20 protein-coding genes are annotated in these 24368 nt (G+C 65.3%); 15 read left to right on the top strand and 5 right to left on the bottom strand.

Annotated features, from left to right (window positions below; genetic code table 11):
- The 13 genes from NQ034_RS13830 to NQ034_RS13770 all read left to right on the top strand — a co-directional run.
- Window positions 1-232 (top strand): hypothetical protein (locus NQ034_RS13830; RefSeq protein WP_257049546.1); only part of this gene is annotated, 232 nt, incomplete at its 5' end.
- 59 nt (window positions 233-291) lie between these two features.
- Window positions 292-1254 (top strand): ABC transporter substrate-binding protein, encoded by a 963-nt coding sequence (locus tag NQ034_RS13825; protein WP_257049545.1) that lies wholly within the window; start codon window positions 292-294, stop codon window positions 1252-1254.
- A 2-nt stretch (window positions 1255-1256) separates the two neighbouring features.
- The gene (locus tag NQ034_RS13820) at window positions 1257-2087 is read left to right on the top strand and encodes an amino acid ABC transporter permease (RefSeq protein WP_257049544.1); all 831 of its coding nucleotides are present in this window, start codon (window positions 1257-1259) and stop codon (window positions 2085-2087) included.
- 70 nt (window positions 2088-2157) lie between these two features.
- Window positions 2158-2925, top strand: coding sequence for an amino acid ABC transporter ATP-binding protein (locus NQ034_RS13815; RefSeq protein WP_257049543.1), 768 nt, complete (start codon window positions 2158-2160; stop codon window positions 2923-2925).
- A 1-nt stretch (window position 2926) separates the two neighbouring features.
- Entirely contained in the window at window positions 2927-4159 is a 1233-nt protein-coding gene (locus tag NQ034_RS13810; RefSeq protein ID WP_257049542.1) for an NAD(P)/FAD-dependent oxidoreductase, read from the top strand.
- Window positions 4160-4378: 219 nt separating this feature from the next.
- On the top strand, window positions 4379-5671 hold the full coding sequence (locus NQ034_RS13805) for an FAD-dependent oxidoreductase (RefSeq protein ID WP_257049541.1): 1293 nt from the start codon (window positions 4379-4381) through the stop codon (window positions 5669-5671).
- Window positions 5668-6513, top strand: a complete 846-nt coding sequence (locus tag NQ034_RS13800) for an SDR family NAD(P)-dependent oxidoreductase (protein ID WP_257049540.1) — start codon at window positions 5668-5670, stop codon at window positions 6511-6513. The genes NQ034_RS13805 and NQ034_RS13800 overlap by 4 nt, the downstream gene beginning before the upstream one ends.
- A 155-nt stretch (window positions 6514-6668) precedes the next feature.
- Window positions 6669-8717, top strand: a complete 2049-nt coding sequence (locus NQ034_RS13795; RefSeq protein ID WP_257049538.1) for a hydantoinase/oxoprolinase family protein — start codon at window positions 6669-6671, stop codon at window positions 8715-8717.
- Between the two features lie 110 nt (window positions 8718-8827).
- Complete coding sequence (locus NQ034_RS13790) at window positions 8828-10567, top strand: hydantoinase B/oxoprolinase family protein (RefSeq protein WP_257049537.1); 1740 nt, start codon at window positions 8828-8830, stop codon at window positions 10565-10567.
- Window positions 10560-12122, top strand: a complete 1563-nt coding sequence (locus NQ034_RS13785; protein WP_257049536.1) for an ABC transporter substrate-binding protein — start codon at window positions 10560-10562, stop codon at window positions 12120-12122. Before NQ034_RS13790 ends, NQ034_RS13785 begins: the two co-directional genes overlap by 8 nt.
- On the top strand, window positions 12122-13078 hold the full coding sequence (locus NQ034_RS13780) for an ABC transporter permease (RefSeq protein WP_257049535.1): 957 nt from the start codon (window positions 12122-12124) through the stop codon (window positions 13076-13078). The genes NQ034_RS13785 and NQ034_RS13780 overlap by 1 nt, the downstream gene beginning before the upstream one ends.
- Window positions 13075-13983 carry an ABC transporter permease gene (locus NQ034_RS13775; RefSeq protein ID WP_257049534.1) on the top strand — a complete coding sequence of 303 codons (909 nt, stop codon included), beginning with the start codon at window positions 13075-13077 and terminating at the stop codon, window positions 13981-13983. Before NQ034_RS13780 ends, NQ034_RS13775 begins: the two co-directional genes overlap by 4 nt.
- Before the next feature lie 3 nt (window positions 13984-13986).
- Window positions 13987-15645 (top strand): dipeptide ABC transporter ATP-binding protein, encoded by a 1659-nt coding sequence (locus NQ034_RS13770; RefSeq protein WP_257049526.1) that lies wholly within the window; start codon window positions 13987-13989, stop codon window positions 15643-15645.
- A 71-nt stretch (window positions 15646-15716) separates the two neighbouring features.
- On the opposite strand, the gene NQ034_RS13765 is transcribed toward NQ034_RS13770, so the two are convergent.
- Together NQ034_RS13765 and NQ034_RS13760 are read right to left on the bottom strand one after the other, a co-directional pair.
- The gene (locus NQ034_RS13765; protein WP_257049525.1) at window positions 15717-17012 is read right to left on the bottom strand and encodes a hypothetical protein; all 1296 of its coding nucleotides are present in this window, start codon (window positions 17010-17012) and stop codon (window positions 15717-15719) included.
- The gene (locus NQ034_RS13760) at window positions 17009-19036 is read right to left on the bottom strand and encodes a hypothetical protein (protein ID WP_257049524.1); all 2028 of its coding nucleotides are present in this window, start codon (window positions 19034-19036) and stop codon (window positions 17009-17011) included. Before NQ034_RS13760 ends, NQ034_RS13765 begins: the two co-directional genes overlap by 4 nt.
- A gap of 131 nt (window positions 19037-19167) precedes the next feature.
- On the opposite strand from NQ034_RS13760, the gene NQ034_RS13755 reads away from it, so the two are divergent.
- Window positions 19168-20091 carry a LysR family transcriptional regulator gene (locus tag NQ034_RS13755; protein ID WP_257049522.1) on the top strand — a complete coding sequence of 308 codons (924 nt, stop codon included), beginning with the start codon at window positions 19168-19170 and terminating at the stop codon, window positions 20089-20091.
- A gap of 16 nt (window positions 20092-20107) precedes the next feature.
- On the opposite strand, the gene NQ034_RS13750 is transcribed toward NQ034_RS13755, so the two are convergent.
- On the bottom strand, window positions 20108-20605 hold the full coding sequence (locus tag NQ034_RS13750) for a PKD domain-containing protein (RefSeq protein ID WP_257049521.1): 498 nt from the start codon (window positions 20603-20605) through the stop codon (window positions 20108-20110).
- Between the two features lie 368 nt (window positions 20606-20973).
- Complete coding sequence (locus NQ034_RS13745) at window positions 20974-21543, bottom strand: hypothetical protein (RefSeq protein WP_257049520.1); 570 nt, start codon at window positions 21541-21543, stop codon at window positions 20974-20976.
- A gap of 339 nt (window positions 21544-21882) precedes the next feature.
- Here NQ034_RS13745 and NQ034_RS13740 point away from each other — a divergent pair, with 339 nt between their 5' ends.
- Window positions 21883-22986 carry a tartrate dehydrogenase gene (locus tag NQ034_RS13740; protein ID WP_257049519.1) on the top strand — a complete coding sequence of 368 codons (1104 nt, stop codon included), beginning with the start codon at window positions 21883-21885 and terminating at the stop codon, window positions 22984-22986.
- A gap of 119 nt (window positions 22987-23105) precedes the next feature.
- On the opposite strand, the gene NQ034_RS13735 is transcribed toward NQ034_RS13740, so the two are convergent.
- The gene (locus tag NQ034_RS13735; RefSeq protein ID WP_257049518.1) at window positions 23106-24287 is read right to left on the bottom strand and encodes a cobalamin-independent methionine synthase II family protein; all 1182 of its coding nucleotides are present in this window, start codon (window positions 24285-24287) and stop codon (window positions 23106-23108) included.
- Window positions 24288-24368: the final 81 nt, after the last annotated feature.

Here is a 24368-nt window from a genome sequence, read left to right as displayed (position 1 = left end):
CCCATGGAACGGCCCGACCACCGCGGCGACACGCGCAGGCACATCACACCCGAACAGTACAATCACCTACAACATGAGACAACGACGCCGCGATCAAGCACAAACCCCAACCCGTGAAAAATCGAGGTTAAGCGGTGCTGAACGGTTCGTTTACCATTCATCGATCCTCCACCTGATGGACGGCTGTGATTCACAACATCTTTATTGCTATGGTCTAGATCACATGCAATAAATTCGGCAGAACCCACCTGTGCTGAATCCAACCCCCGGTTCCGTACCCCTGGAGGACACATGAAATCCGTTAAGCAGCGCGCCCGTTTCACGAAGATGTGGGCAGGACTCGCCGCGCTCGGCTTGATCGCCTCGCTGTCCGCCTGCAATGCCGATGAAGCCACTGCCGGCGATGATGGCGCCCCACAGGGGGCCGACACCGTCGAGGCCGCCGGGAAGGTGGTGGACGGCATCTCGAAGGACGACGCTCTGGCGGCCAAGCTGCCGGATAAGTACAAGGAATCGGCGAACGTCTCGATGACCTTCACCTTCCCGCCCATGCGGTACAGGGAGGGCGATAAGGAGCTCGGCGCGGAATACGAACTGGCCCGCGCCGTGACGAAGAAGCTGGGCATTGAGATGAAGGTCCAGGAAGTCGCCTTCGACGGGGTCATCCCCGCGCTCAAGGCGAACCGGGTGGACTTCGCGGTGGCCTCATATGCCGACCTCCCCGACCGCCGCAAGGAAGTGTCCTTTGTGGACTACTACCGTTCCGCCACCGCCCTCGAGGTGAAGAAGGGCAATCCGCTGGGAGTGAAGAGCCTGTCGGATATGTGTGGTCACAGCCTCGCGCTGCAGACGGGCATCGAGTCCGTGGAAACGGCTAAGAGCGAGAGCAAGAAGTGTGAGACCGACGGGAAGAAACCGATCGACGTCAAGCTCTACGAATCCAGCAATGACGCGACCCTGGCCGTGGTCAACGGCCGTGCCGACGCCACGGGCAATGACTACCCGGCGGCAGTTCACGAGGCCAAGAGTGTGGGCGGCGGCAATGCCCTGGAGGTCAGCGAGGGCCGGATCTCCTCCGATTACTACTACGGCATCGTGACCCGCAAGGACGACACCGAGCTGCAGGAGACGCTCAAGGAGACTCTGCAGTCGTTGATGGACGGCGGTGAGTACGGCACGATCTTCAAGGCATACGGTCTGAGTGAGGGCATGATCGAGAAGTCGGGCATCAACGACGGCCCGGCGAAGGACTGATCATGAGTACCGTGACTTCGGAAGCACCGACCGACTGGAAGATCAGGTACCACCACAAGTTCAATCCGCGCAAGGTCATCACCGGCGCGATCGGCGTGGTGCTGGTCCTCTTCGTGATCTACCTGTTCGCCACGGGTAATCTGCAGTGGTCGAAGACCCTGGCGTATCTGTTCGACTACCGAATTCTCACGGGCGTGGGCTATACGCTGATCTATTCCGTGCTGGCCATGGTGCTGGGGGTGATCGGCGGTGGCCTGCTGGCGGTCGGGATGCTTTCGGACAATCCCGTGTGGAAGAACCTGTCCAAGGCCTATGTCGCGCTGTTCCGCGCTCTGCCCCTGCTGATCCTGCTGCTCATCTTCTACAACATCGCCATCTTCATCCCGCACCTGGGGATCGGGCCCGCATCCATCGACGTCAACAAGGTCGTCACCCCGTTCGCCGCCGCCGTGCTGGGCCTGGCCCTGCACGAGGCCGCGTATATGGCCGAAATCGTGCGCTCCGGGATCAACGGCGTGGCCCGTGGTCAGGCCCAGGCTGCCGAATCCATGGGGATGACCCGCGGTCAGGCGATGCGCTGGGTCATCATGCCCCAGGCCATCAGGCTGATCGTCCCACCCACTGCCAATCAGTTCATTTCGATGCTCAAGAACACGTCCCTGGTCGTGGTGATCGCGGGCAACGACCTGCTGACGGTGACCAAAGAGCTCTATTCGAACAACTTCCTGACCATGGAACTGCTGTTCGTCGCCGCCATCTGGTATCTGGTGCTGGTCCTCATCTTCAGCTGGCTCTCCGGCCTGCTGGAACGACGCTACAGTCGTGGCGCATGACCGGCTCCCATACCCTTTCGCACACGGACCTGCACACGGACCCGCACAAGGATCTGCACAAGGAGACCCCATGAGCTTCCTGACCATCGACCATCTGGACAAGTGGTACGGAGACTTCCACGTCCTCGACGACGTCAGTCTGGCGGTCGAACGGGGCGAGGTCATCTGCATCATCGGCCCTTCGGGCTCCGGCAAATCGTCCCTGCTGCGCTGCGTGAACAATCTCGAGGCGATCGACGGGGGCCGGATCCATCTGGATGGCGAGCTGATCGGCATCGAACCCTACAAGGACGGCTTCGCCAAGCTCAAGGGCAAGGTCGCCGCCGCACAGAAACAGCGCTTCGGCTTCGTCTTCCAGAACTTCCAGCTGTTCCCGAATATGACGGTGCTGGAGAACATCATGCTGGCCCCCGTCCGGGTCAAGGGGCAAGCGCGTGCGCAGGCGAGGGAACGGGCGCTGGAACTGCTGGAGAAGGTAGGGCTGTCCGACCGCGCCGATTCCTACCCGGGTGACATCTCCGGCGGCCAGCAGCAGCGCGTGGCGATCGCCAGGGCGCTGGCGATGGATCCCGAGGTGCTGCTGTTCGACGAGCCGACCTCGGCGCTGGACCCGGAACTGGTGGGCGAGGTGCTCAAGACGATCCGCGAACTGGCGGGGCAGGGCTACACCATGTTGGTGGTGACCCATCAACTGGAGTTCGCGCAGAAGGTTGCCGACCGGGTGGTCTTCTTCGACAAGGGCCGGATCGTCGAGCAGGGAGCTCCGGCCGAGGTCCTGGACAATCCGCAGGACCCGCGGACCCGCAAGTTCCTCGAAGCCGTTCAGGTGGAGGTCTGAGGTGCGCGTGACGATCGTGGGCGCGGGCCTGATCGGCCTGACGAGCGCCCTGCGGCTGCACCGGTCCGGGGCCGAGGTGACCCTGCTGGAACGCGGTGTGGTCGGCTCGGGGGCTGCGCGCGGCAATGCCGGGCAGATCTGCCCGGACCAGGCGACCCCCGTGGCCAAGAGCTCGCTGATCCTATCGGCACTGACCCAGCTGTACCGCCAGGACAGTGCCCTGCATGTGGATCCGGGAACGCTGCCGGGCTATGCGCCGTTCCTCATGCGCGTCGCGCGGAATTCCCTGCCGGGGAGGTATGGGCGCAATCAGGCCGGGCTCAAGGACATCGAGAACCTGGCCACCCGCGACTTCCTGGATTTCGCCGCCGATATCGGCGTCGAGGTGTCCGATGCGGGGTATCTGCACGTCTACGATTCGGCCGCGGCCGCGGCCGCCGGGCGGGCACACGAACTGGATCGGATGTCAGGCAGTAGCTGGCCCCACGAGGTCTCCGAGGTGGTCGACGGGGCCGGTCTGCAGGTCATCGAGCCCGCCCTGAGCGGAACGGGCTTCGGGTTCCTGGACGCCGGCAGCTATTTCACGAATCCGAACCACTACGTCGACGCCCTGGAGCGTGAACTGCGGGCTGCGGGCGTGACGATCCACGAGGGCATTATGGTCACCTCGGTCACGGATGAGGGTGATGTGCGCCGAGTGCACACCTCGTGCGGGGACTTCGCAGCCGATGCCGTGGTGATCGCAGCCGGAATCGGCAGTGCCCAGGTGGGTGCGACCTCGGGGTACCGGATGCCGATGCGGGCGGGTAAGGGCTACAGCTTCACTGTCGACGCACAGCCCGCCACGGAACATGTGATGATCTTCGAGTCCGCGCACGTCGTCTCCGTGCCTATGGACGGGGCCACCCGGATCGCCGGGACCATGGAGTTCGACGGGGACACCGAACGATTCAATGCGCGGCGGATCGAGCAGATCGTCGCGGGGGTCTCGCCCTATTTGGATTCGGATGTCCTGGCGGTGCGCCGGGACGAGTGGGTCGGATCGCGTCCGCTGACCCCGGACGGCCTGCCGGTGATCGACCGGGTGCCGGGGCTCGAGAACACCTGGATGGCATCGGGCCACAATATGCTGGGGCTGATGTTCGCCCCGTTCACCGCGGGGCTGCTGGTGGACATGGTGATCGGCGGGCGCAGCCTGCGCCACCGCCAGTTCGCCGCTTCCCGGGCCTTCTGAGCGCTCGACCCATGTTATTGAGCTGTTGCACCGGCGTTTCAGGCTTATAACTTAAGAAATCTGAATGCCTGCATGACAAATGTGTAGGCGAGTATCATCTTTACTCCAAGTGTGCTGTGGACCACACTGGTGTCCATCGGCGATCCACGGCCCGTCTTCCGGGCCCCAGCAGGGACAGCGCCGATGGACACCAGGACACGACCTTTGGGGGATGCACAGATGTACGACGTAGCGGTCATCGGGCTGGGGGCCTTCGGCTCCCACACCCTGTGGCAACTGGCCGAACGCGGAGTCAAGGCGGTGGGACTGGACCAGTACCCCGTGGTCCACCCCTTCGGATCGTCCCACGGGCACACCCGCCTGTTCCGCATCGCCTGTATGGAACACATCGAACTGGGCACGGTGGCCCGCCGTGCCGCCGAACTCTGGCGTGGACTCGAAGACCACAGCGGCACCCCGATCCTCAACCAGGTGGGTGCGGTGACCATCGGCCGGCCGGACTCCGATTACGTCAAGGGTGCGATCGCCACAGCCGCCCACCACGAGGTCCCAATCGAAACATACTCGGCCGACGAACTCGTCTCCCGCTTTCCGGCCTTCGAGAACATCGACCCGGACGAGATCGGTGTGCTCGACACCAGCGGTGGGACGGTGGGCGCCGAGGCCTCCATCGCCTCGGCGCTGGGGCGGGCCCGGGAGCTCGGTGCGGACGTGCTGGGCGGCGGCCGGGTCGAGTCGATCCGGCGCACGGCCGGTAGTACCTTCGAACTGGGCCTGTCCACCGGCAACACCGTGCGGGCGAAGAAGATCGTGCTGGCCCTGGGCCCCTGGCTGGCCAATGCGGTGGACATCCCCGGCCTGCAGGCGCTGTTCAGCCCGATGAACTGGTGGCGGATCGACGAGGAGCTGGCCGCGGCACGCGCTCGCGACATCCCCGGCTACCGGCAGCGCTCCGCCGAGGCCTACCTGGCACCGCGGTTGCCCGGCTTCATCCGTCGCTTCGACGATATGAGCATCTGGGGCCACGGTGATGTGGACGGCCACGGGATGAAGATCGGACTGAGCCTGAACTCCAAGGAACTCCACCCGATCGACCCCGCGAACTTCGACCGGGATATCGAACCGACACGCGATTGGCGCAATGTGGCCAGGGTGGCCCGCCGCGCCTTCCCGACCCTGGACCCGGTGCCGGCGGCATCGCGGGTCTGCATGATCACCACCTCACCGGACGACCAGTTCACCATCGGACAGGTGGGCCGGGACACCGGTGTGTACGTGGCCGGCACCTGCCACGGACACGGTTTCAAACACGCCGCGGCGATCGGGGAGTACCTGGCCCAGACCGTGCTCGGCGAGGCACGGACCGTGGAGCCGGGGATCTGGGATGCGGAGCGGCTGCCGGGGTTCACGGACCAACTCCTGGAGACCGTCTTCGAAAAGGGCAGTGTCTTCGACCCCGCCGGAACCCGGAACCTCGCCGGCGCCCCCGCGGGCCGGGACGGTACGCGATGAGCGCAGCACAGACGGGTGCCGCCCAGACGGGTGCCGCCCGGGCAAGTACAGCGCAGGCGGGACCCGCGCAGGACCGGAGGGTCGCCGTGATCTCCGGAGCCTCCGGGGGAGTGGGAGCGGCGATCGCCCGCCGCCTGGCCCCGGATTTCGACCTGGTCCTGCTGGGCCGCAATGAGGCGAAACTGCGGGCGCTGGCAGCCGAACTGCAGAGCGCCCTGCCGGACGCGGGCACTGGGCCCGGTGCGGCCTCGGCAATGGGGGAGGCCCCGGCGCACGTCACCTGCCTGGCCGGCGACGTCACGGAGCCCGCCTATCAGGCCGCCGTCGCCGCGGCCGTGCCCGGCTGCGCCATGTTGGTCAACTCGGCAGGGGTCAGCCTGCGCAAACCGCAGGCGGAACTGACCCGCGCGGACTGGGAACACGTGCTGGGCGTCAACGTCGTGGCGGTCGCGGGACTCACCGCGGCACTGACCCCGGCACTGCGGGCGGCACGTGGGGACGTTGTGATGATCAACTCGGGTGCCGGCCAATTCTCCAGCCCCGGCAACAGCCTGTACTCGGCGTCCAAGCACGCGCTCAAGGCGTACACGAACTCGCTGCGCGCCGAGGAGCGCGGCGCCGGGGTGCGGGTCACCTCGATCTTCCCCGGCTATATGGACACCGACATGGTCCGCACCATGCCCAGCGTCCAGGACCGGGCGGATGCCGTCGAGGTGCCGTTTAACCAGATGGTCCCGGTGGAGACCCTGGCCGATGCGGTAGCCCTCATCGCCGCAGCCCCGCCCCAAGCGACCTTCGAAGACATCACCATCCGACCCACCCAACCCATCACCATCCACTGACCACCCACCCACCCCCCCCTCTCAAAGTTCCACTACAACCTGAATTGTCGAAAATCAGCCCGAAACGGCCGAAAACCGTCAATTCATGTCGTAGTGGAACTCAAAGGGAGGGGGAAGGGAGGGGGACGTCACACCACTGAGAGGAAGTTACAGATATGGCCCTGCGCCTTGGAATCGACACCGGCGGCACCTTCACCGACGTCGCCCTGTTCGACACCGGATCCGGTGAACTCAAGGTCCTCAAGACCCCCAGCACCCCGTCCGACCCCGGCAACGCGGTGCTCACAGGCGCAGAATCCGCGCTGCAACGCTACGCCACGGCGGGCGAAACCGTCGAATACTTCGCCCACGGTACGACGGTGGCGACCAATACCCTGCTGGAGGGCAAGGGTGCGAAGATCGCCATCTTCGTCACCGAGGGCTTCCGCGATCTGCTGGAACTGGGACGCCAGCGCCGCCCCAAGCTCTACGACCTCTACGCGCAGAAGCCGGAACTGCTGACCGGCCGCGACCTCATCTTCGAAGTCGGCGAGCGGCTGAAATACGACGGCACCGTGATGCAGGAGCTGGACGAGGCCGCGGTGACCCAGCTGGTCGAGGACAACCGTGCGGCCCTGGAAGGGGTGGACGCCATCGCCGTGTGCTTCCTCTACAGCTTCGAGAACAGCGCGCACGAAAAGGCCGTCGGTGAGATCCTGGCCCGCGCTCTGCTGGGGAAGTTCATCACCCTGTCATCGGATGTGCTGCCGCAGTTCCGCGAGTTCGAACGCCTCTCGACGACCGCGGTCAACGCCTACATCGGCCCGATCATGCAGGGCTACCTGGGGTCGCTGCGCCGCCGGCTGGGTGAGCGCGGACTGTCCGGCGCGCCCAAGGTCACACAGTCCAACGGCGGTGTCATCTCCTTCCAGACCGCCGAGCAGATGCCGGTGCGCACAGTGCTGTCGGGCCCGTCCACGGGTGTGGTGGGGGCAGCCGAGGTCGCGCGCAACTCCGGTTTCGAACACGTCATCACGCTGGACGTGGGCGGGACGTCCTCGGACATCGCACTGGTCAACGACGGCACCCCCACCTCGTCGAACGGAATGGAGCTGGACGGCCGGCCGATCCAGGCGCCGATGCTCGACATCTCCACGGTGGGCGCCGGTGGTGGGTCGATCGCCTGGATCGACGACGGCGGACTGCTCAAGGTGGGCCCCGAATCCGCGGGCGCCTATCCGGGCCCTGCCTGCTACGGCAACGGCAATATGCGGCCCACCGTGACGGATGCGAACGTGGTGCTGGGAATCCTGAACAACGATGCGCTGCTGGCCGGGGCGATGCCGATCGACGCATCCCTGTCCTTCGCCGCGGTGAAGTCCCTGGGCGATCAGCTGGGACTGAGTACCGAGGAGACCGCGCAGGGCATCATCTCCGTGGTCACCGCGAACATGGCCAAGGCGATCCGCGTGATTTCCGTGCAGAAGGGCTACGACCCCTCCGACTATGCGCTGGTGGCCTTCGGTGGTGCCGGCCCCCTGCACTCGGGCCGCCTGGCGCGCGAACTGCGGATGTCGACGACCCTGGTACCACAGTCCCCTGGCGCGATGAGCGCGATCGGCATGTTGATGACGGACCTGAAGTCCGATTTCATCGCCACCGCGCGCACGCCCCTGGACGCGGACGCCGGCGCAAAGACCCTGCGGGTCTTCGAAACCCTGGCCGCCGAGGCCGCGGCCTGGCAGTCGGCCGAGGCGCTGCCGGATGAGCGTGTGGTCCTCAAGCACTTCGCGGATGTCCGCTACCGGGGCCAGAACTACGAGATCACGGTCGGAGTGGATCATCTGGAGGACACCGAGCGGCTGCTGGCGGATCTGCAGACCGATTTCGAGGCCCGCCACCGGGAGCTCTACGGCTACATCAACGCCGATTCGATCATCGAGATCGTCAACTTCCGCATCCAGGCAGTGGGCACCGTCGACACGATCGAGGTCAGCCAGCGGTCCGCCGCCCGGGCGGCGGGTGCGTCGGTGACCCGACAGGTCTACATCTCCGAATACGGTGCCAGGGCCGAAGTTCCGGTCCTGGAACGCACCAGCATTCCGACCGGTGAGTCGATCGCGGGGCCCGTGGTGATCGAGCAGTACGATACGACCTCCTTCGTACTGCCGGGGCAGACCGCCCATATCGACGCCTCGGACATGCTCATCATCGCCGACGACTGAGCCGGCCGGCCGAACCTGCAGGCCCCGGCCTGCGGCCACGGCAGTCCTGGCGCAGATCGCCCAGCCACCCCAGACACCAGCACAGCCACAGACTTCGAAGGAAGAACACAATGACGACGAACTCGACCGCGCAACCGGCGGACATCGACCCGATCAGGGTCGAGGTGATCGGATCCGCCCTGGCCTCCGTGAGCGAGGAGATGGGCGAGGCCCTGGTCAAGGCCTCGTACTCCCCGAACATCAAGGAGCGCCGCGACTGCACCACCGCCCTGTTCGACGCCGAGGGCAATGCCCTGGCACAGGCCGAACACATTCCGATGCACCTGGGTTCGCTCATGGGCATCGTCAAGGCCGTGCTGGACCGCTACCCGGTGTCCGACATCCGGCCAGGCGACGGCTTCCTGGGCAACGACCCCCACACCGGCGGCGGCACCCACCTCCCTGACATCGTGCTGGTCACCCCGATCTTCTTCGCAGAGGAACTGGTCGGCTGGGCGACGAACCTGGCCCACCACTCCGACTATGCGGACAGAACGCACGCGACGATCTTCCAGGAGGGCATCCGGATCCCTGCGGTGCGCGCAGTGCGCGACTGGGAGTACATCGACGATGTCATGCACCTGATCCTGATCAATATGCAGGTCCCGGCCGAACGCATTGCGGACTTCCGGGCCCAGCTGGCCTCGAACCGGCTGGGCGTGGCGCGCACCGTCGACCTGTTCGAGAAGTACGGGACCGCGACCATGCGCGCGGCAGGGGATGCGCTGATGGACTACACCGAGCGCAAGGTCCGCGCGGGGATCAGGGAGATCAAGAACGGGACCTATACCTTCGCCGACAAATTCGACAGCGAGGAGATCCCGGACATCCTGGACATCTCGCTGGAACTCACCGTCAAGGACGAGGAACTCGAGTTCGTCTTCGACGCTCCGCCGCAGGTCCGCGCCTCGATCAACCTGGTGCCCACCGCCCTGCTGGCGACCGTGTACTACGCGGTCAAGACCGTGGTCGGCTCCGACATCCCGACGAACGCGGGCCTGTACCGGGCCATTTCCGTCACGGCCCCGCGCGGTTCCGTGCTCAGCTGCGTGGCCCCCGCTGCCGTCAACGGGCGCACCCAGCTGTGCCAGCGCGTGGTCGACCTGGTCCACGGCGCGCTGTCCAAGGCCGATCCGACCCTGGTCACCGCCGCCTCCTACGGATCGGTGCCGGCGACCCAGTTCTCCGGAATCGACCCGCGTACCGGTGAGTACTACGTCTACCTCGAGACGATCGGCGGGGGACTCGGCGCCAGCCACTGCGCCTCCGGGCTCAACGGCGTCCAAGCCCACATCACGAACACCTCGAACCTACCGGTGGAATCCCTGGAGATCGAGTACCCGCTGACCGTGGACCGCTACGAACTGGTCGACGACTCCTCCGGCGTGGGCGAGCACCCCGGCGGCATGGGCATCCACCGGCTCGTCACCGTCAACCACGACGACTGCGTGTGCCACGTGTCGATCTCCCGCCAGCGGACCCAGCCCTGGGGCCTGGAGGGCGGCGGCCCCGGCCGCAGCCTGCACGTCGAGGTGGGCGACGAGGAGTACCTGGACCAGACCGAGTTCGTGATGAACACGGGCGAGACGATCGGGATCGAAACGGCCGGCGGCGGTGGCTTCGGGACGCCTGCCAAGCGGCCGGTCGAACTGGTCGAACGCGACCTGCGGGAGGGCAGGATCAGCCCGGCCACAGCCGAGGCCGCCTACGGATATGTGCCCGCCGGGACCTCGGCGGCGGGAGCCACAGCGACGGCCACGCCGGGAAGTGACGGCGGAGGCAACGAGAAAACGGGAGGGACGCGTGACTAGGAAGATGCGAACGGGCCTGCGAGCCGTGGCGTTGAGTGTGGTCGGGCTGCTGACCGCGGTCAGCGCCACGGCCTGCGGGCCCGCGGGCAGTGAAGCCGAGGGCGGCCTGGACCAGGGCGTGCTCGACATCGGCCTGTCCGCCGAACCGAAATCCAACCCGCCCGCGGTGGACTCCTCGGTCGTCGGCTATACGATCGACGCCCTGGTCCAACGCGGGCTGATGGCCTATGACCCGGACGGTACGTTGGTCCCCGGCCTGGCCGAATCCGTCACCAGCAAGGACAACAAGACGTGGACGGTTGAACTGCGGTCCGGCCTGACGTTCGCGAACGGTGACCCGCTGACCACTGCGGACGTCAAACGGAACTTCGAGTACATGTCGGACCCGAAATCCCCCGGCTATGTGTTCGACGGGCTCAAGGGCCTCAAATCCATGGAGGTCGAGTCCGATACTCAGATGAAACTGGTGCTGGACTCGCCGAACAACGCCTTCGTCCAGTACCTGGCGATCCCGGCAGCCGCGATCTACTCGAAGGACTCGATCGAGGACAAGAAGGACGGCTGGGACGGTGCCGGTCCCTTCAAAGTCGACACCTACAGCCCCGGGCAGAGTCTGCAGCTGGTCAAGAACGAGGACTACTACGACGCCGATAACGTCGATCTCGAGAAGATCAATCTGAAGTTCTACCCCGACGGCAACGCCCGGACCTCGGCCCTGTTATCCGGCGACGTCGACTTCATCGACTACGTGCCCTGGGAGGACTTCTCCCGGCTGGAGAACGACAAGAACATGACGCTCGATTCGCAGAACGGGCCGTTCATGTACACGTTGTTCAACGTCAAGACCGGAATCTTCGACGATCCCAAGATGCGCCAGGCCGTGGCCTATGCGATCAACCGCGACAACTCCGTGTCCGCGGCGTTCTTCGGACACGGCGAATCCCAGTACGGGGTGCCGATGGACAAGGCCGATCCCGCCTACGATCCGAACTGGGACACGTTGTACTCCTATGACCCGGCCAAGGCCAAGCAGCTGATCAAGGAGTCCGGATTCGACACCTCCAAGGAGATCCGTTTCCTGACGAACTCGCAGTACGTCTTCCACCGCGATGTGGCCCTGTCCATCCAGGCCGATCTGGAAGCCGTGGGCCTGAAGATCAAACTGATCTCCCCGGACTGGGCGACGCGTACCGAAATGTCGAACAAGGGCGACTACGACCTGTTCATCAACGGCAATGTGGGCGTGGTGACCGACCCGAGCTATATGGGCACCTTCTTCGACGGCGGCCTGTCCAATGTGCGTTCGGCCCACTACAGCAACCCCGAACTGGTCAGTCTGGTCAAACAGGGCTCGGCGGCGAAGACTGACGAGCAGAAGAACCAGATCTATCAGAAGATCCGCCAGATCATGATCACCGACGTCCCCCTGGTCATGGTCAACACCCGCGGGCAGGCCCACGCCTACACCAATGAGGTCAAGGGATTTAAAACCCTGCCGGGCTTCCTGTCGTTCTACTCCGGCTACTCGCTGGCCTATATCAAGGGAGGACAGTGATGATCAGGTACATCGGCATACGCATCGTCACCGGCATCGTGCTGGTGTGGGTGACGATGACACTCATCTTCCTCATGCTCCAGGCGGTCCCCGGCGATCCCGCGGTGCAGATCCTGGGCGGGGGCAATACCGAGATCAGTCCCGAGGCCCTGGCCGCCGTGCGCGAATCCCTGGGCCTGGACCGCCCCGTATGGGTCCAGTACTTCGCCTTCCTGGGCTCCGTGTTCACCGGGAACTTCGGCGAATCCTATGTCTACGCCCAACCGGTGGTCGATCTGATCGGCCCGCGCCTGCAGGTCACCCTGGAGATCGCGATCTTCGCACTCATCCTGGGCACGATCGTCGGCGTGGCACTGGGCGCCTGGGCCGCACGCTCCAAGGGCGCCATCGACACAATCGTCTCCGGCTTCCTGTCGGTGCTCACCAGCGTGCCGGTCTACGTCGTCGGCGCGCTGTTCGTGCTGCTGTTCGCCCTGACCTGGCACCTGCTGCCCTCGGGCGGCTTCACCTCCATCGCCTCGAACCCCGGCACACACTTCGCCCGGCTGATCCTGCCGGTCGTGGCCCTGTCCCTGCCGATCGCGGCGGTGGTCGGGCGGATGACGCGCTCGCAGGTGATGGAGAACCTGGAACAGGACTGGGTGCGCACCGCCCGGTCCTGGGGCCAGACCCGCGCCGGCGTATTCAACAAGCACGTGCTGCGCAATTCGCTGACCTCGGTCGCGGCGATCGTCGGCCTGGAGGCGGGATCGCTGATCGGTTCGACGGTCCTGGTCGAACGCATCTTCAACCTCCCGGGTGTGGGTTCCCTGCTTATCGACTCGGTTACCGCACGCGATTACCCGGTCGTCCAGTCGATCGTCGTCGTGTTGTGCATCTGCTTCATCATCCTGAGCCTCGTCGTCGAAATCGTCTACGGGCTCCTCGACCCCAGGATCCGGAGGGCCGCGCTATGACCACGGATAACACTCCTACGACCGGCGGTGCTTCCGGCGCCGAGGCCGTGGCCACCTTGGCCGGCCGTGTCACCGACAACTCCAAACGGGCCAAGATCTTCCGCTCGCTGACGCCTGCGCGCACCGTCGCAGCGGTCTTCCTGCTCCTGGTCATCGTGGTCTCCGTGGGCTCCGTGCTGGTGCCGGGGATCGACCCGCTCAAACAGGACGTGGTCAACCGCTTCGCGGCCCCGGGCAACGGGCACTTCCTGGGCACGGACGAACTGGGCCGCGACACCTGGGCCCGGCTGCTCCAGGGCGTGCGCGTCGAACTGCTCATCACCGTTTCGGCCACCCTCATCGCGCTGGTGCTGGGCACAGTACTGGGCCTGTTGGCCGGCTGGTATCAGAGACTGGGCGATCTGCTCCTGATGCGCGTGGTCGACGTGATCCTGGCGTTCCCGCCGATCATCATCGCGCTCATGGCCACCACTCTTTACGGAACGAACAAGGCCACCCTGGTGCTGGTCATGGGGATTCTGTTCATCCCGTCGTTTGCCCGTGTGGTCCACGGCCAGGTGATGAGCGTGGCCGGGTTGGAGTTCGTGGCAGCGGCGCAGGTATTCGGTGCGGGTACCTGGAAGCGCATTTTCACCGTCGTCCTGCCCAACTGCCTGACGCCGATCATCGTCCAGTTCACCACCGTGATGGCGGCTGCCATCCTGCTGGAATCCGGCCTGAGCTTCCTGGGCCTGGGCGTCCAGGCGCCGGAGCCGTCGCTGGGCTCCATGGTCGCGGGCGCCCAGCGCTTCATGACCGACTACCCCGTCCAATTGATCATCCCCGCCGTCGCGGTCAGCCTCATCATCCTCAGTTTCGGGTTGGTGGGCGATTTCCTGCGCGATGTGCTGGATCCCAGGAGGTAAGCGATGCTGCTGCAGACGAAGGACCTGAGTGTGGGCTTCGGCAAGACCGACACCCCCATCACCAGTGATGTCTCGTTTACGATCGCGCCCAGTGAGATCGTCGCCCTGGTGGGCGAATCCGGTTCGGGCAAGTCGGTCACGGCGATGGAGGTCGCCGGGCTCAACCCGCGGAACAGCTGGTCGACCGGTTCCATCCTCTTCGACGGGCAGGACCTGGGGATCCTGCCCGAGGCGGCCAGGCGCAACCTGTTGCGCCGCGAGATCGGCGTGATCTTCCAGGATCCACTGACCTCGTTGAACCCCGTGTACACGATCGGCACGCTCATGCACATGTCGATGAAGCACAGGGTGGCCGGTACTGCGAACCAGCGCTCGCGGGCCCTGGAACTGCTGGAGATGGTGAACATGCCGGATCCGGCCGGCACGCTGAAGAAGTATCCGCACCAGCTCTCCGGTGGGCAGAGACAGCGCGTGATGATCGCGATGGCGATCGCCGCGACCCCCAAGCTGCTCATCGCGGACGAACCGACCACAGCGCTCGACGTCACCGTGCAGGCCGATATCCTCGACCTGCTCGACGGGCTGAAGGACGAACTGCAGATGAGCGTCCTGCTGATCACGCACGATATGGGCGTGGTGGCGAATTCCGCGGACAGGATGTACGTCATGCAGGGTGGTCGGATCGTCGAATCGGGCAGTGTGGACGATGTGTTCAACCGTCCGCAGGACGCATACACGCGCGATCTGTTCGCCGCGGTGCCGCGGATGACCGTGGGGGCTGTGGGGAATGCCGCTGCCGATACTGTGGCCGAGGCCGCTGCGGCCTCGCCGGCCGCTGCCCTGACCCTCTCCGGGGTCGACTACTACTACAGCCGGGCGCTCAAACGGGCCGGTGCGAAGGCCCTGGACCAGATCTCGTTCACCGTGGCGCCCGGGCGCACCGTGGGCCTGGTGGGCGAATCCGGTTCGGGCAAGTCGACGATCGGGAAATTGGCGGTTGGTCTGCTCACCCCTGGCGCCGGCACGATCACAATGGGGCAGCCGAAACGGGCCAGGGCCTCAGCCGGAAGCGCGTCCGGCGGTGCACGGGCCGGGTCGGGGACCTCGGCCTTCACCCGGTCGATGGTGTTCCAGGATCCCGCGTCCTCGCTGGACCCCCGGCGCTCGATCGGGGAGTCGATCGCGGCACCGCTGATCTGGACGAAGACCATCGGGCGCGCCGAGGCCCTGCGCCGGGCGGGTGTGCTACTCGAACGGGTGCACCTGCCGGCCAGCTGGGCGGGCCGCTATCCGCACGAACTCTCCGGTGGGCAGCGGCAGCGCGTGGGGATCGCCCGAGGGCTGACCAACGATCCGGACCTGCTGGTGGCCGATGAGCCGACCTCGGCTCTGGACGTCTCCGTCCAGGCCGCGGTGCTCGAGCTGTTCCAGGAGCTGCAGCACGACTACGGCTTCGCCTGTCTGTTCATCAGCCACGACCTGGCGGTGGTCGAACAGGTCGCGCAGGACGTCATCGTTCTGCAGCGCGGCGCCATCCAGGAGTCCGGGCCGACCACGGCCATCGTTTCCGCGCCGAGCACGGAGTACGCGGCCCGGCTCATCGCGTCCTCGCCGGTGCCCGATCCCGCGGTCCAGAAGGAGCGGAAGGTGTTGAGGGTTTAAGGGATTCTGCACGAGCCGGGTGCGCGGGTCCCGGCTCGTGCAGGCCCCGGCTCGTGCAGGGCTGCGGGGCCCTAGTTCGGGGCGCTCACCCCCGACCCGGCCGGACCGTAGTTCGTCGAGAATCCGAAGACGCGGCGTTCCAATTCGGGTCCGTCTGCATTCGAGGTGGCCGAGGCATACTGCTTGACCGAACCCTTGAACGGCTTGGATGAGGGGTTCTTGCCATAGGCGTCGGTATACCAGACGGTCTGCCCGCCCCGATTGTCCAGCCGCGAGTTCTGCAGGTACAGATCCCGCCGGGCCCCATTGAAGGGCGATGCCGCATCGGTCTGCTCCAGCGGCTTCGTCATGGTCGACCAGGGCCAGCCCACGGTATCGGCGCCGAACAGCGAGGCGGTGGCGACCTTTTCATTCCCATCGGCGATCCGCGAGGGATTGCGCACTCCGAACCACGGATCGATGCTCACGGTGTTGCCATTGGGCATGGTGTAGGTCTGGTCGGCCTCCCACCGTTCGTACAGGCCCCAGGAGTCCGAGGTCTTGGCCTGCCTGGCATCGGCATCGTAGACCTGCTGGGTCTTCTTCGCGCAGGCGACGGTCGGGATGGACCGTTTGCCGTGCGCGGATTCCGGCAGTTCCGAGCCCGAGGTCTTCACGGTCCTGCCCGTGCAGGATTCCTCGTACTCATTGGGCTGGCCGAACAGCGAGAGCGAATCGACGACCATCTCGACACCGTCATTGCACTTGGCCGCGTACAGGATCTCGTGGGCGTTATTGTGCAGCGCATCGTTCGAGTGGCTGCCCTGGTGCAGACCGATCAGATAGTCGCAGCTGGTCTTCGAATCCCCGGACTTCGCATATCCCTTGCGGTCCGAACGCACCTGCGCCACGTCGTTGGCGACATAGAAGGTGTAGCCGTAGTGGTCCTCGTGGCGATGCGGCACGACGTTCGCGCCGTCCTTCATCGACTGCATCCCGGCATAGGCCATGGGGATCCCGTCGGTCTCGCCGCCGAGTTTCTTCATGGTCCAGTCGTAGATCGCCGAGGTCTTCGGATCGTCCCCGTGGTCGTGGCCGAAGGTGCACTTCTTCCCCGTCTGCGGGTCGGTGACCGTGGTCGGGTGCCAGCCGTCGTACTTTTCGCCATCGGCACCGGTGACCTGGTACTTCTCATGTGCCTCGGCCGAACACGTCCCGTAGGCCGGCGAGGTCTCCGTGGCCGTCGCGGTTTCCCTGGGCTCCGTGGATTCGGCCGGGGCCGGCGCCGATTCGGTGCCCTCGGCTGCCACGACCACGCCGGGGACCAGGGCCAGGGCGGCCGCGGTCAGGCCTGCGGCGATCAGATGCGCGTTGAGCTGCTTTTTCACTTCTGCCTCCTGCGGGCCACGATGGTGAAGACGATGCCTGCTGCGATGAGTGCGGCACCCAGTGCCACGGCGGCGGTGATCTGGGCGCCGGTGACGGGCAGTTCCGAGCCGTCGCCGGAATCGTCGGAATCATCCGAGCCGTCGGAGCCGGAGCTGGCATCGTCGGAGCTCGAGTCATTTTCCGAGCCCTCCGAGCCGTCATCGGAATCCGCGTCGGAATCGGCGTCCTCGGCGGCGGAATCCTCGTCGCCCGGCTCCGTTGTGGCGTCATCAGAGGGAGTCGCCGAAGAGCTGGGTCCACCCGGTTCGCTCGGCTCGCTCGAAGCGCTTTCACTCGGTTCGGAGCTTTCACTCGGTTCGGAGCTTTCGCTCGGTTCCGCGCTCTCCGAGGGTTCGGAGCTTTCGCTGGGCCGGCCCGATTCGCTCGGTTCAGCGGACTCGCTGGGTTCCGGTGCCTCGCCCTGCTTGGGAACATCGGCCGTGATGACATAGCCGCGCTTGGCGACGTTGTCGGCACCGACGATCATCTGCGCACCCTTGTCGCCGTAGGACTCGATGACGCCGATTCCGCGGCCCAGACGGTCGCTGTCATCGGCGCCGACCTCGGTGACCAGGGCGGGGTCGATGTCGTCGACCGACACCCGGGGGCTGGTCAGAGCGCGGGTGTCGATCGCCCAGGCCTTCGAGGCGCCGAACGCACCGGTCACCAGGGTGCCGGAGGCGCCCTTGGCCGCTGGTTTCAGCGCGGAGACGGCGAAGCCGGATTCGTCTGCGTCGATCCACCAGCCGCGGTCCTCGGCGGGGGCCTTGGCATCTGCCCGGCTGTACACGGTCGGCTTGCCAGCTGTGGCCTCGGGATCGGTGTCGACGTCGGCCGTCGTAGCCGAACCGCGCACCACCACGGTGCCGCCGGTGCCGGAGACCACGCCGTCGGCGCCGACCACCAGGTCGTCGAAGCCATCGCCGTCGATGTCGCCGGCCGCGGCGACCGACATGCCCAAGCGGTCCTTGCCACGAGCCGGGCCGTTGACGGTGAAGCCGGAGAAGCCCTCGTCCAGGGAGATATCGCCGCTGGGATCCGTCACGGCCCAGACCATGCCGTGGGCAGTGGTCTTATCATCCTCGTCCGAAGTGACGGCCTTGGGCTTGGCGACGTAGCCGCCCACGGCCAGGTCGGCCCTCCCATCGCCGTTGACATCGCCGGCGGGAGCCACATAGGCCACTGCCCGGTCCGGCACACCGTTGAGCGTGCCGATCAGGTCGGCCGATCCTGTCCCGCCACTGCCGGTGGCCTCGGTCAGGTCGACCGTCGCGATGTCGTCGCGGCCCTTGACCAGGTAAGCTGCGCCGCCGCGGCTGTTCGCGGTCGAATCGACGACGGACAGGTCGTCCTTTCCGTCGCCGTCGATGTCGCCGATGCCGGCAACCTGATTGCCGAACCTGCCCGAGGTGCCGTTCTGCGGCCCCTGGATCACGAAGCCGTCATCGCCCAGGTACTCCAGCGAGATATTGTGGGGGTCCTTCATGCCGAAGACCACATAGGCGCGGCGGTCCATGTAGTCGCCGATGATGACGTCGTCGATGTCATCGCCGTTGACGTCTCCGGCGCAGCTGAGGCTGAATCCGCTGAATGCGCCGGTCGAGGTCGAAGCGGTGGTCTGCGGGCCCTCGATGCGGATGATGCCGGATGACTCATCGTCGAGTTCGGCCGATGATGTGCCGTTCGGGATCACATAGGTGGCACCGGGGGAACCGAAGCCATCGCGTTTCCACATCCAGGCCGAGGTGACGATATCGGGCTTGCCATCCCCGGTGAAGTCGCAGGACTGCTGGCTGACGGCTCCGCCTGCGGCCGAGGTCCCCGCGCCCTGGAAGGTCTCGTTGGCCTGCACCGTGGCGGCTTGGGCGGGAGGTGTGGCGGCGTCCGGGCCGAGGCCGGGCAGCAGCACTACAGCGCCGGCGGTCAGGACAGTGGCGCCGGCGGCCGCTGCGGCAGCCAGCATCCGGGGATGTCGAGGTCTCATAGGAGGCTTTCTGTTATGCGGGGTATCTGCCGTGAATACTCGGATTCCACGCAGAAGCGGTACAGAAGGTTAGGCTAGCCGATGAACTTATGGGAGGCGCTGGCGGGTATCGCCTGTGATAGGAACGATCCATGGAGTTGAGGAACCTCGAGTACTTTGTCGTGCTGGCCGAGGAACAGAGTTTTGAGAAGGCCGCGCGGCGCTTGTTCTTAACGCAGTCTGCCGTCAGTCAGCAGATCCGCAGGCTCGAGGCCGACCTGGGCGTGCGGCTGATCGACCGGGCCACGCGTCCCTTCGAACTCACCGATGCCGGCCGGGACGTATTCGCCCTGGCCACCTCGATCGTGCGGCAGGCCCAGTCGATCCGCGGACTGGCGCGCGACCGGGAGGGCAGCGCCAGTGGGATCGTGCGAGTGGGGGTGACTCCGGCTCTGCTGTTCAGTCGCGTCATCGACGGACTGCGGTTGATCCGGCGGGACAACCCCGGCCTGCGGATCGAGCTGTTCAACGACAACACCCCGCAGATCCAGGCGCAGCTGGAGAGCGGGGCACTGGACATCACGTTCTCCAACACCTTCGGCAGTGTTGACGGCTGTCAGGACGTACTGCTCTACGAGGACCGCCTGGTCGTCGCCTTCAACCCGGAGACCTATCCGCACCTGATCCCCGGTGAGGGCACAGACGAGGCGGCGGCACGGGTTCCGCTGGCTGCGCTCGACGGCTTGCCGATCATCTCGTTCTCCCGGAAATCCGCGCGTGCCAACTACGATGCGATGCTCGGGTACTTCACCGAGCACGGGCGCTCGCCCGTCCTGACCGAGGTCGTGGCCTCGTATATGGATCAGGTGGGCTATGCGAAGGCCGGTTTGGGTGTGGCACTGGTACCGGAGTCTCTGATGAGCGCGGTCAATGTGCCGAATGTGAGCTGGGTGCAGCTGGAACCGGAGCTGCCCACGATCCCGATCTATGCGACTTGGAACCCCGATGGGGTCAATCGTTCGGGGACGGTGTTCATGGCCGAACTGCGTCGGCACTTCGATGCGAGCGGGATGTGAGAAGGCTCGGCCGGCGCTACTTCTTGGACGGTTTGCAGTCGGGGGCACCCGGGTCGTCAGCGCAGGGTCCCGAGACCAGGTATTTGTGGAAGCGGTAGACCTGGATCGGATCGGTGTGAGTTGTGACGCCGACATCTCCGGAGATGGGCGCCATCGGGCCGCCGGAGACCGAGTACTCGCCCTGGTAGATCGTCGTGAGGCTCACACGAACCTTTTGCACCGACCGGTATTCGTGGCTGAACTTCGCTCTGTCCAGTGACCGGGGTTTCGTCCCCGGGGTTCGGCGGGTCTCCTTCGCCCCATCGCCGAAATCCCATCGGTACTGGACGGGCGTTGCGCGGATTCTCACGGGCTGGCCCAGCAGGGTGATGTCGGCGATTCTGGTTCCGCCCGTGGCCCAGAATGCGGTTTTGCGGTGGGCGACGGCCCAGCCGTTGGGCCACATATTGATCTTCTGTCCGGGGATGTCGATCTCCTGGAATTCGGTCTCGATGATATCGGGGACGGTGATCACGGGGGCTGCGGGAACCGCAGGAGCACGGCCCCCTCCGCCGCCTCCGCCGCCGGGGCGAGGATCGATGACGAGGCAGGCCGTTTCGTTGGGGACGACAACACACGGGCTGCTTCCCGAGCCGTTGCCGGAGCCGTTCTCACGGCCGGAGCCCCCGCCCGAGCCATTGCCGGACCCGGGGTTGTGGCCGGCGGGTTGGTCGCGGTGTCCTGGGTTGGAACCCCCTCCGCCAGGTTTGCCTGGGGTTGTGATGACTATTTCGCAGATTGTTCCGGTAGCAGTTGCCTGGCACGACTTCACTGTCTTTGCACTTACTGGGCCGGTTAATATAAGTTCTGAGAACTGCATCAGTATAATTACCGCTAATGCAACTATTGTCCGTCGCATGGTCTCCCCAACGGCTCGAGGGAATCCAATCGAAAATTACCAGAATTTCCTATTATGGCTATTTTAACCATTTCATCAGCTACTGACGGTGAAGTTTCGCCCGTCTTATGATTCACCTGTCTAACATCAGAATAAGGCATACAAGTTGAAATTCTAACCGTGTTTCCGGGTTTGTTTGAGATTTCTACTGAATCAATATGCAGGGAATCTGGACGAAGGGTTCCCTGCATCTTATAGCCTTTGATATTCATGTCGCTAATAGTTTTTAAGGTGAGGGTATGGATCGTGTCTCCGCTGAGTGATTTAAGCGGTTCGGGATCGGAGCTCGGATCTTGATAGATCTTGGTCAAGGCCTTGAAATACCGATCGACCGTCAAGACCGCCCCATCGGCGGCCTGTTTTTCCTTGGCGGTGAGTTTCAGCTTCGTCGTGTATTCGGGGATGGCGGGCGTGGGGTCCGCGACCGCTGCTTCGGGGGACGCGGTGACGGGCGCCGGTGGACGCTGGGGCTCGCCGGCACCGCAGCCACTCAGCACGACTCCGACGGCCAGCACAAGGGCGGCGATGCGGCCGGGGCCTGCACGGCCGGTGCCCGCCCGGCCGTGCGGAAAGCCGTCTGGCGGGGCCGACGGGCGGGGACCTCGGTGTCGTCTGCCTATCGTTTGTCGCCATGTGCTCATGAGTGATGCCCTGTCGTGAGGAGTCGTGAAGGATCGTGAGTAATGGTGCGGTGATCTCATCAAACCAGAAGCGCCCGTCCAAGGGAAGACCCGTAGCCGAATCTGTGGAAAACCAGATCCCCGGTCGTGGCATCCGGGTGGCGGGTAGATTGGAGTGGATTCCGTTTTCGATGATGAAGGAGCCCCATGCCCGACTCGCAACAGAATGCCTCTGTGCCGAACCCATCCGACCAGTCCCACCAGTCCGGACCGCACCGGATCGCCGTGATCGCCGGCGATGGAATCGGCCCGGAGGTGATGCCACAGGGGCTGCGCGTGCTCGATTCGGCCGCACGGCGGTTCGGGATCGATCTGGAGTTCACCGAATTCGATTTCGCGTCCGCCGCCTACTATCAGGAGCACGGCGTGATGCTGCCCGAGGACTGGGAAGCACAGCTGCGCGGCTTCGACGCGATCTACTTCGGTGCCGTCGGCTGGCCCGATATCGTGCCCGACCACGTGTCGCTGTGGGGCAGCCTCATCCAGTTCCGGAAGAAATTCGACCAGTACATCAACCTGCGGCCCTGCAAGCTGATGCCCGGGGTGAAATCACCGTTGGCCGGTCGGGAGCCCGGCGATGTGGACTTCTACGTGGTGCGGGAGAACACCGAGGGTGAATACTCCAACGCCGGCGGCATCCTGTTCGAGGGCACTGACCGGGAAACCGTCATTCAGGAAACGGTGATGACGCGCACGGGCGTCGACCGGGTCCAGCGCTTCGCCTTCGAACTGGCGCAGACAAGGAAGCGCCATAAGGTCACCAGTGCCACGAAGTCCAATGGCATTTCGATCACCATGCCCTACTGGGATTCGCGTTTCGCGGAAATGGCGACGCAGTACCCGGAGATCTCGACCGATCAGTTCCACATCGACATTCTGACCGCGAACTTCGTCTTGCATCCGGACTGGTTCGATGTGGTCGTGGCCAGTAATCTGTTCGGCGATATCCTGTCGGACCTGGGCCCGGCCTGCACGGGGACGATCGGCATCGCGCCCAGTGCGAACATCAATCCGGAGGGGGTGTTCCCCAGCCTGTTCGAGCCGGTGCACGGTTCGGCCCCGGACATCGCCGGCCGGGGTCTGGCCAATCCGATCGGGCAGATCTGGTCGGGTGCGATGATGCTGGAGCATCTGGGCCACAACGATGCGGGGGATGCCATTGTGGCCGCGATCGAGGCCGTGCTGGCCTCGGGCTCGGACGCGCGGACGCCCGACCTGGGCGGCAATGGCACGACCGCTTCGCTGGGTGAGGCGATCGTGCAGCGGCTTTCCGACTGACGGGCGAACCGCTGAGGCCGCACTCACCGGGCGGCATTGCGCTCGGTGAGTGCGGCCTCGGGCACGGGTGCCCTGGGCGGGTCCGCCCGTATGCAGTCCGGCTCAGTCCCGTACTCTGCTCAGCCCCAGAAGTCGGCCGCGATCCTGCGGCCCTGGTCGATCTTGGCCCACTGCTGGTCGGCGGCCAGGGCATTGCCACCGTCGCAGGAGGCGAAGCCGCACTGGTGGGACAGGTACAGGTTCTCCTTGGGTAGGATCTCCGAGGCCGCGGCCAGCAGGCGCTGGGCCCTGGCCTCGTCGTCCAAGTCCGTGGTCTTCGAGGACAGCACGCCCAGCACGACCTCGACCCCGGGACGGCCGTCGAAGGCGTGGAGCGCGTCGACGGAACCCGCGCGCTCATCATCCCATTCGAGGAAGAAGCGATCGTAGCGCTGGCCGCCGAGGAACAGCTCGGCGATCGCGGCGTAGGAACCGCCGCTCATATTGCGCGACTCGTAGTTGCCGCGGCAGTTGTGGGTCCACACCGTCAGGCCCAGGGAGTGCGCGTAGTCGATGAACTCGTTGTTGATCGACACGAAGGTCTCGGCGACCTCGCGGGCGGCGCCGGCGTGGGGGCCGTTGCCGCTGAACGGCGAGTGGTCGTTGTCATCGGCGAAGAGCTCCCACAGACAGTCGTCGCACTGCAGGATCGTGCCGCCGGCCGCGGCGTATTCCGCGGCGAATTCCTTGTAGGCGCCCAGCAGGCCCTCACGCAGCTCTTCAAGGGTGGCGTAGACGCCCTCGGCTTTGCCGGCGTGGGGCTGGCCGGACATCAGGCCGGACAGTTCTCCGTAGATGTGGGCCGGCGAGGGGATGCACTGCTTGACCGCCTGCACGCTGTCCACACCCTCGGCCTGGGCGACGACGCGCTTCCAGCAGTCGATGAAGTGGTGGTTCTTGCCCGATAGGGGTGCGGTGATACGGATGCCGATGTCGCGGCGGGTCTCGTAGGTGTTCACCCCGTCGAGGTCGCGGAACAGGTAGCCCTGTGGGGCGATGAATCGCTGGGCGCCGGACAGGCCCCACACGAAGTCCAGGTGCCACATGGACTTCGTGTATTCGCCATCGGTCAGGACGTCGATGCCGTGTTCGATCTCCTTGGCCACGACATCGTGGGTGTCTGCCACCTCGACTTCCCGGTATCCGGGGAGGTCATCGTAGAAGGGGTAGGCGATGTCATCGCGGTGTTCGATCTGGGTCTTGTAGTCCAGCAGGTCCTGCGGTCGCAGCAGGCTGCCGACGATCTGGAAGCGTTCAGTCATGGCTCCATGGTGGCGCAGAACATTTGCTCAAGGGTAAGGGGCTGTCATTATGTGTAACTATAGGTACTTTCTATGGCTCGC

The organism is Brevibacterium moorei, from assembly GCF_024580735.1.
GTDB classification, from domain to species: domain Bacteria; phylum Actinomycetota; class Actinomycetes; order Actinomycetales; family Brevibacteriaceae; genus Brevibacterium; species Brevibacterium moorei.
This window is presented reverse-complemented; position numbering and strand designations above follow the sequence as displayed.

Bases quoted from the DNA above. Each gene is read 5' to 3' on its own strand.
- NQ034_RS13825 (WP_257049545.1), top strand. From the start codon at position 292: ATGAAATCCGTTAAGCAGCGCGCCCGTTTCACGAAGATGTGGGCAGGA.
- NQ034_RS13820 (WP_257049544.1), top strand. From the start codon at position 1,257: ATGAGTACCGTGACTTCGGAAGCACCGACCGACTGGAAGATCAGGTAC.
- NQ034_RS13815 (WP_257049543.1), top strand. From the start codon at position 2,158: ATGAGCTTCCTGACCATCGACCATCTGGACAAGTGGTACGGAGACTTC.
- NQ034_RS13805 (WP_257049541.1), top strand. From the start codon at position 4,379: ATGTACGACGTAGCGGTCATCGGGCTGGGGGCCTTCGGCTCCCACACC.
- NQ034_RS13800 (WP_257049540.1), top strand. From the start codon at position 5,668: ATGAGCGCAGCACAGACGGGTGCCGCCCAGACGGGTGCCGCCCGGGCA.
- NQ034_RS13795 (WP_257049538.1), top strand. From the start codon at position 6,669: ATGGCCCTGCGCCTTGGAATCGACACCGGCGGCACCTTCACCGACGTC.
- NQ034_RS13790 (WP_257049537.1), top strand. From the start codon at position 8,828: ATGACGACGAACTCGACCGCGCAACCGGCGGACATCGACCCGATCAGG.
- NQ034_RS13780 (WP_257049535.1), top strand. From the start codon at position 12,122: ATGATCAGGTACATCGGCATACGCATCGTCACCGGCATCGTGCTGGTG.
- NQ034_RS13775 (WP_257049534.1), top strand. From the start codon at position 13,075: ATGACCACGGATAACACTCCTACGACCGGCGGTGCTTCCGGCGCCGAG.
- NQ034_RS13770 (WP_257049526.1), top strand. From the start codon at position 13,987: ATGCTGCTGCAGACGAAGGACCTGAGTGTGGGCTTCGGCAAGACCGAC.
- NQ034_RS13760 (WP_257049524.1), bottom strand. From the start codon at position 19,036: ATGAGACCTCGACATCCCCGGATGCTGGCTGCCGCAGCGGCCGCCGGC.
- NQ034_RS13755 (WP_257049522.1), top strand. From the start codon at position 19,168: ATGGAGTTGAGGAACCTCGAGTACTTTGTCGTGCTGGCCGAGGAACAG.
- NQ034_RS13735 (WP_257049518.1), bottom strand. From the start codon at position 24,287: ATGACTGAACGCTTCCAGATCGTCGGCAGCCTGCTGCGACCGCAGGAC.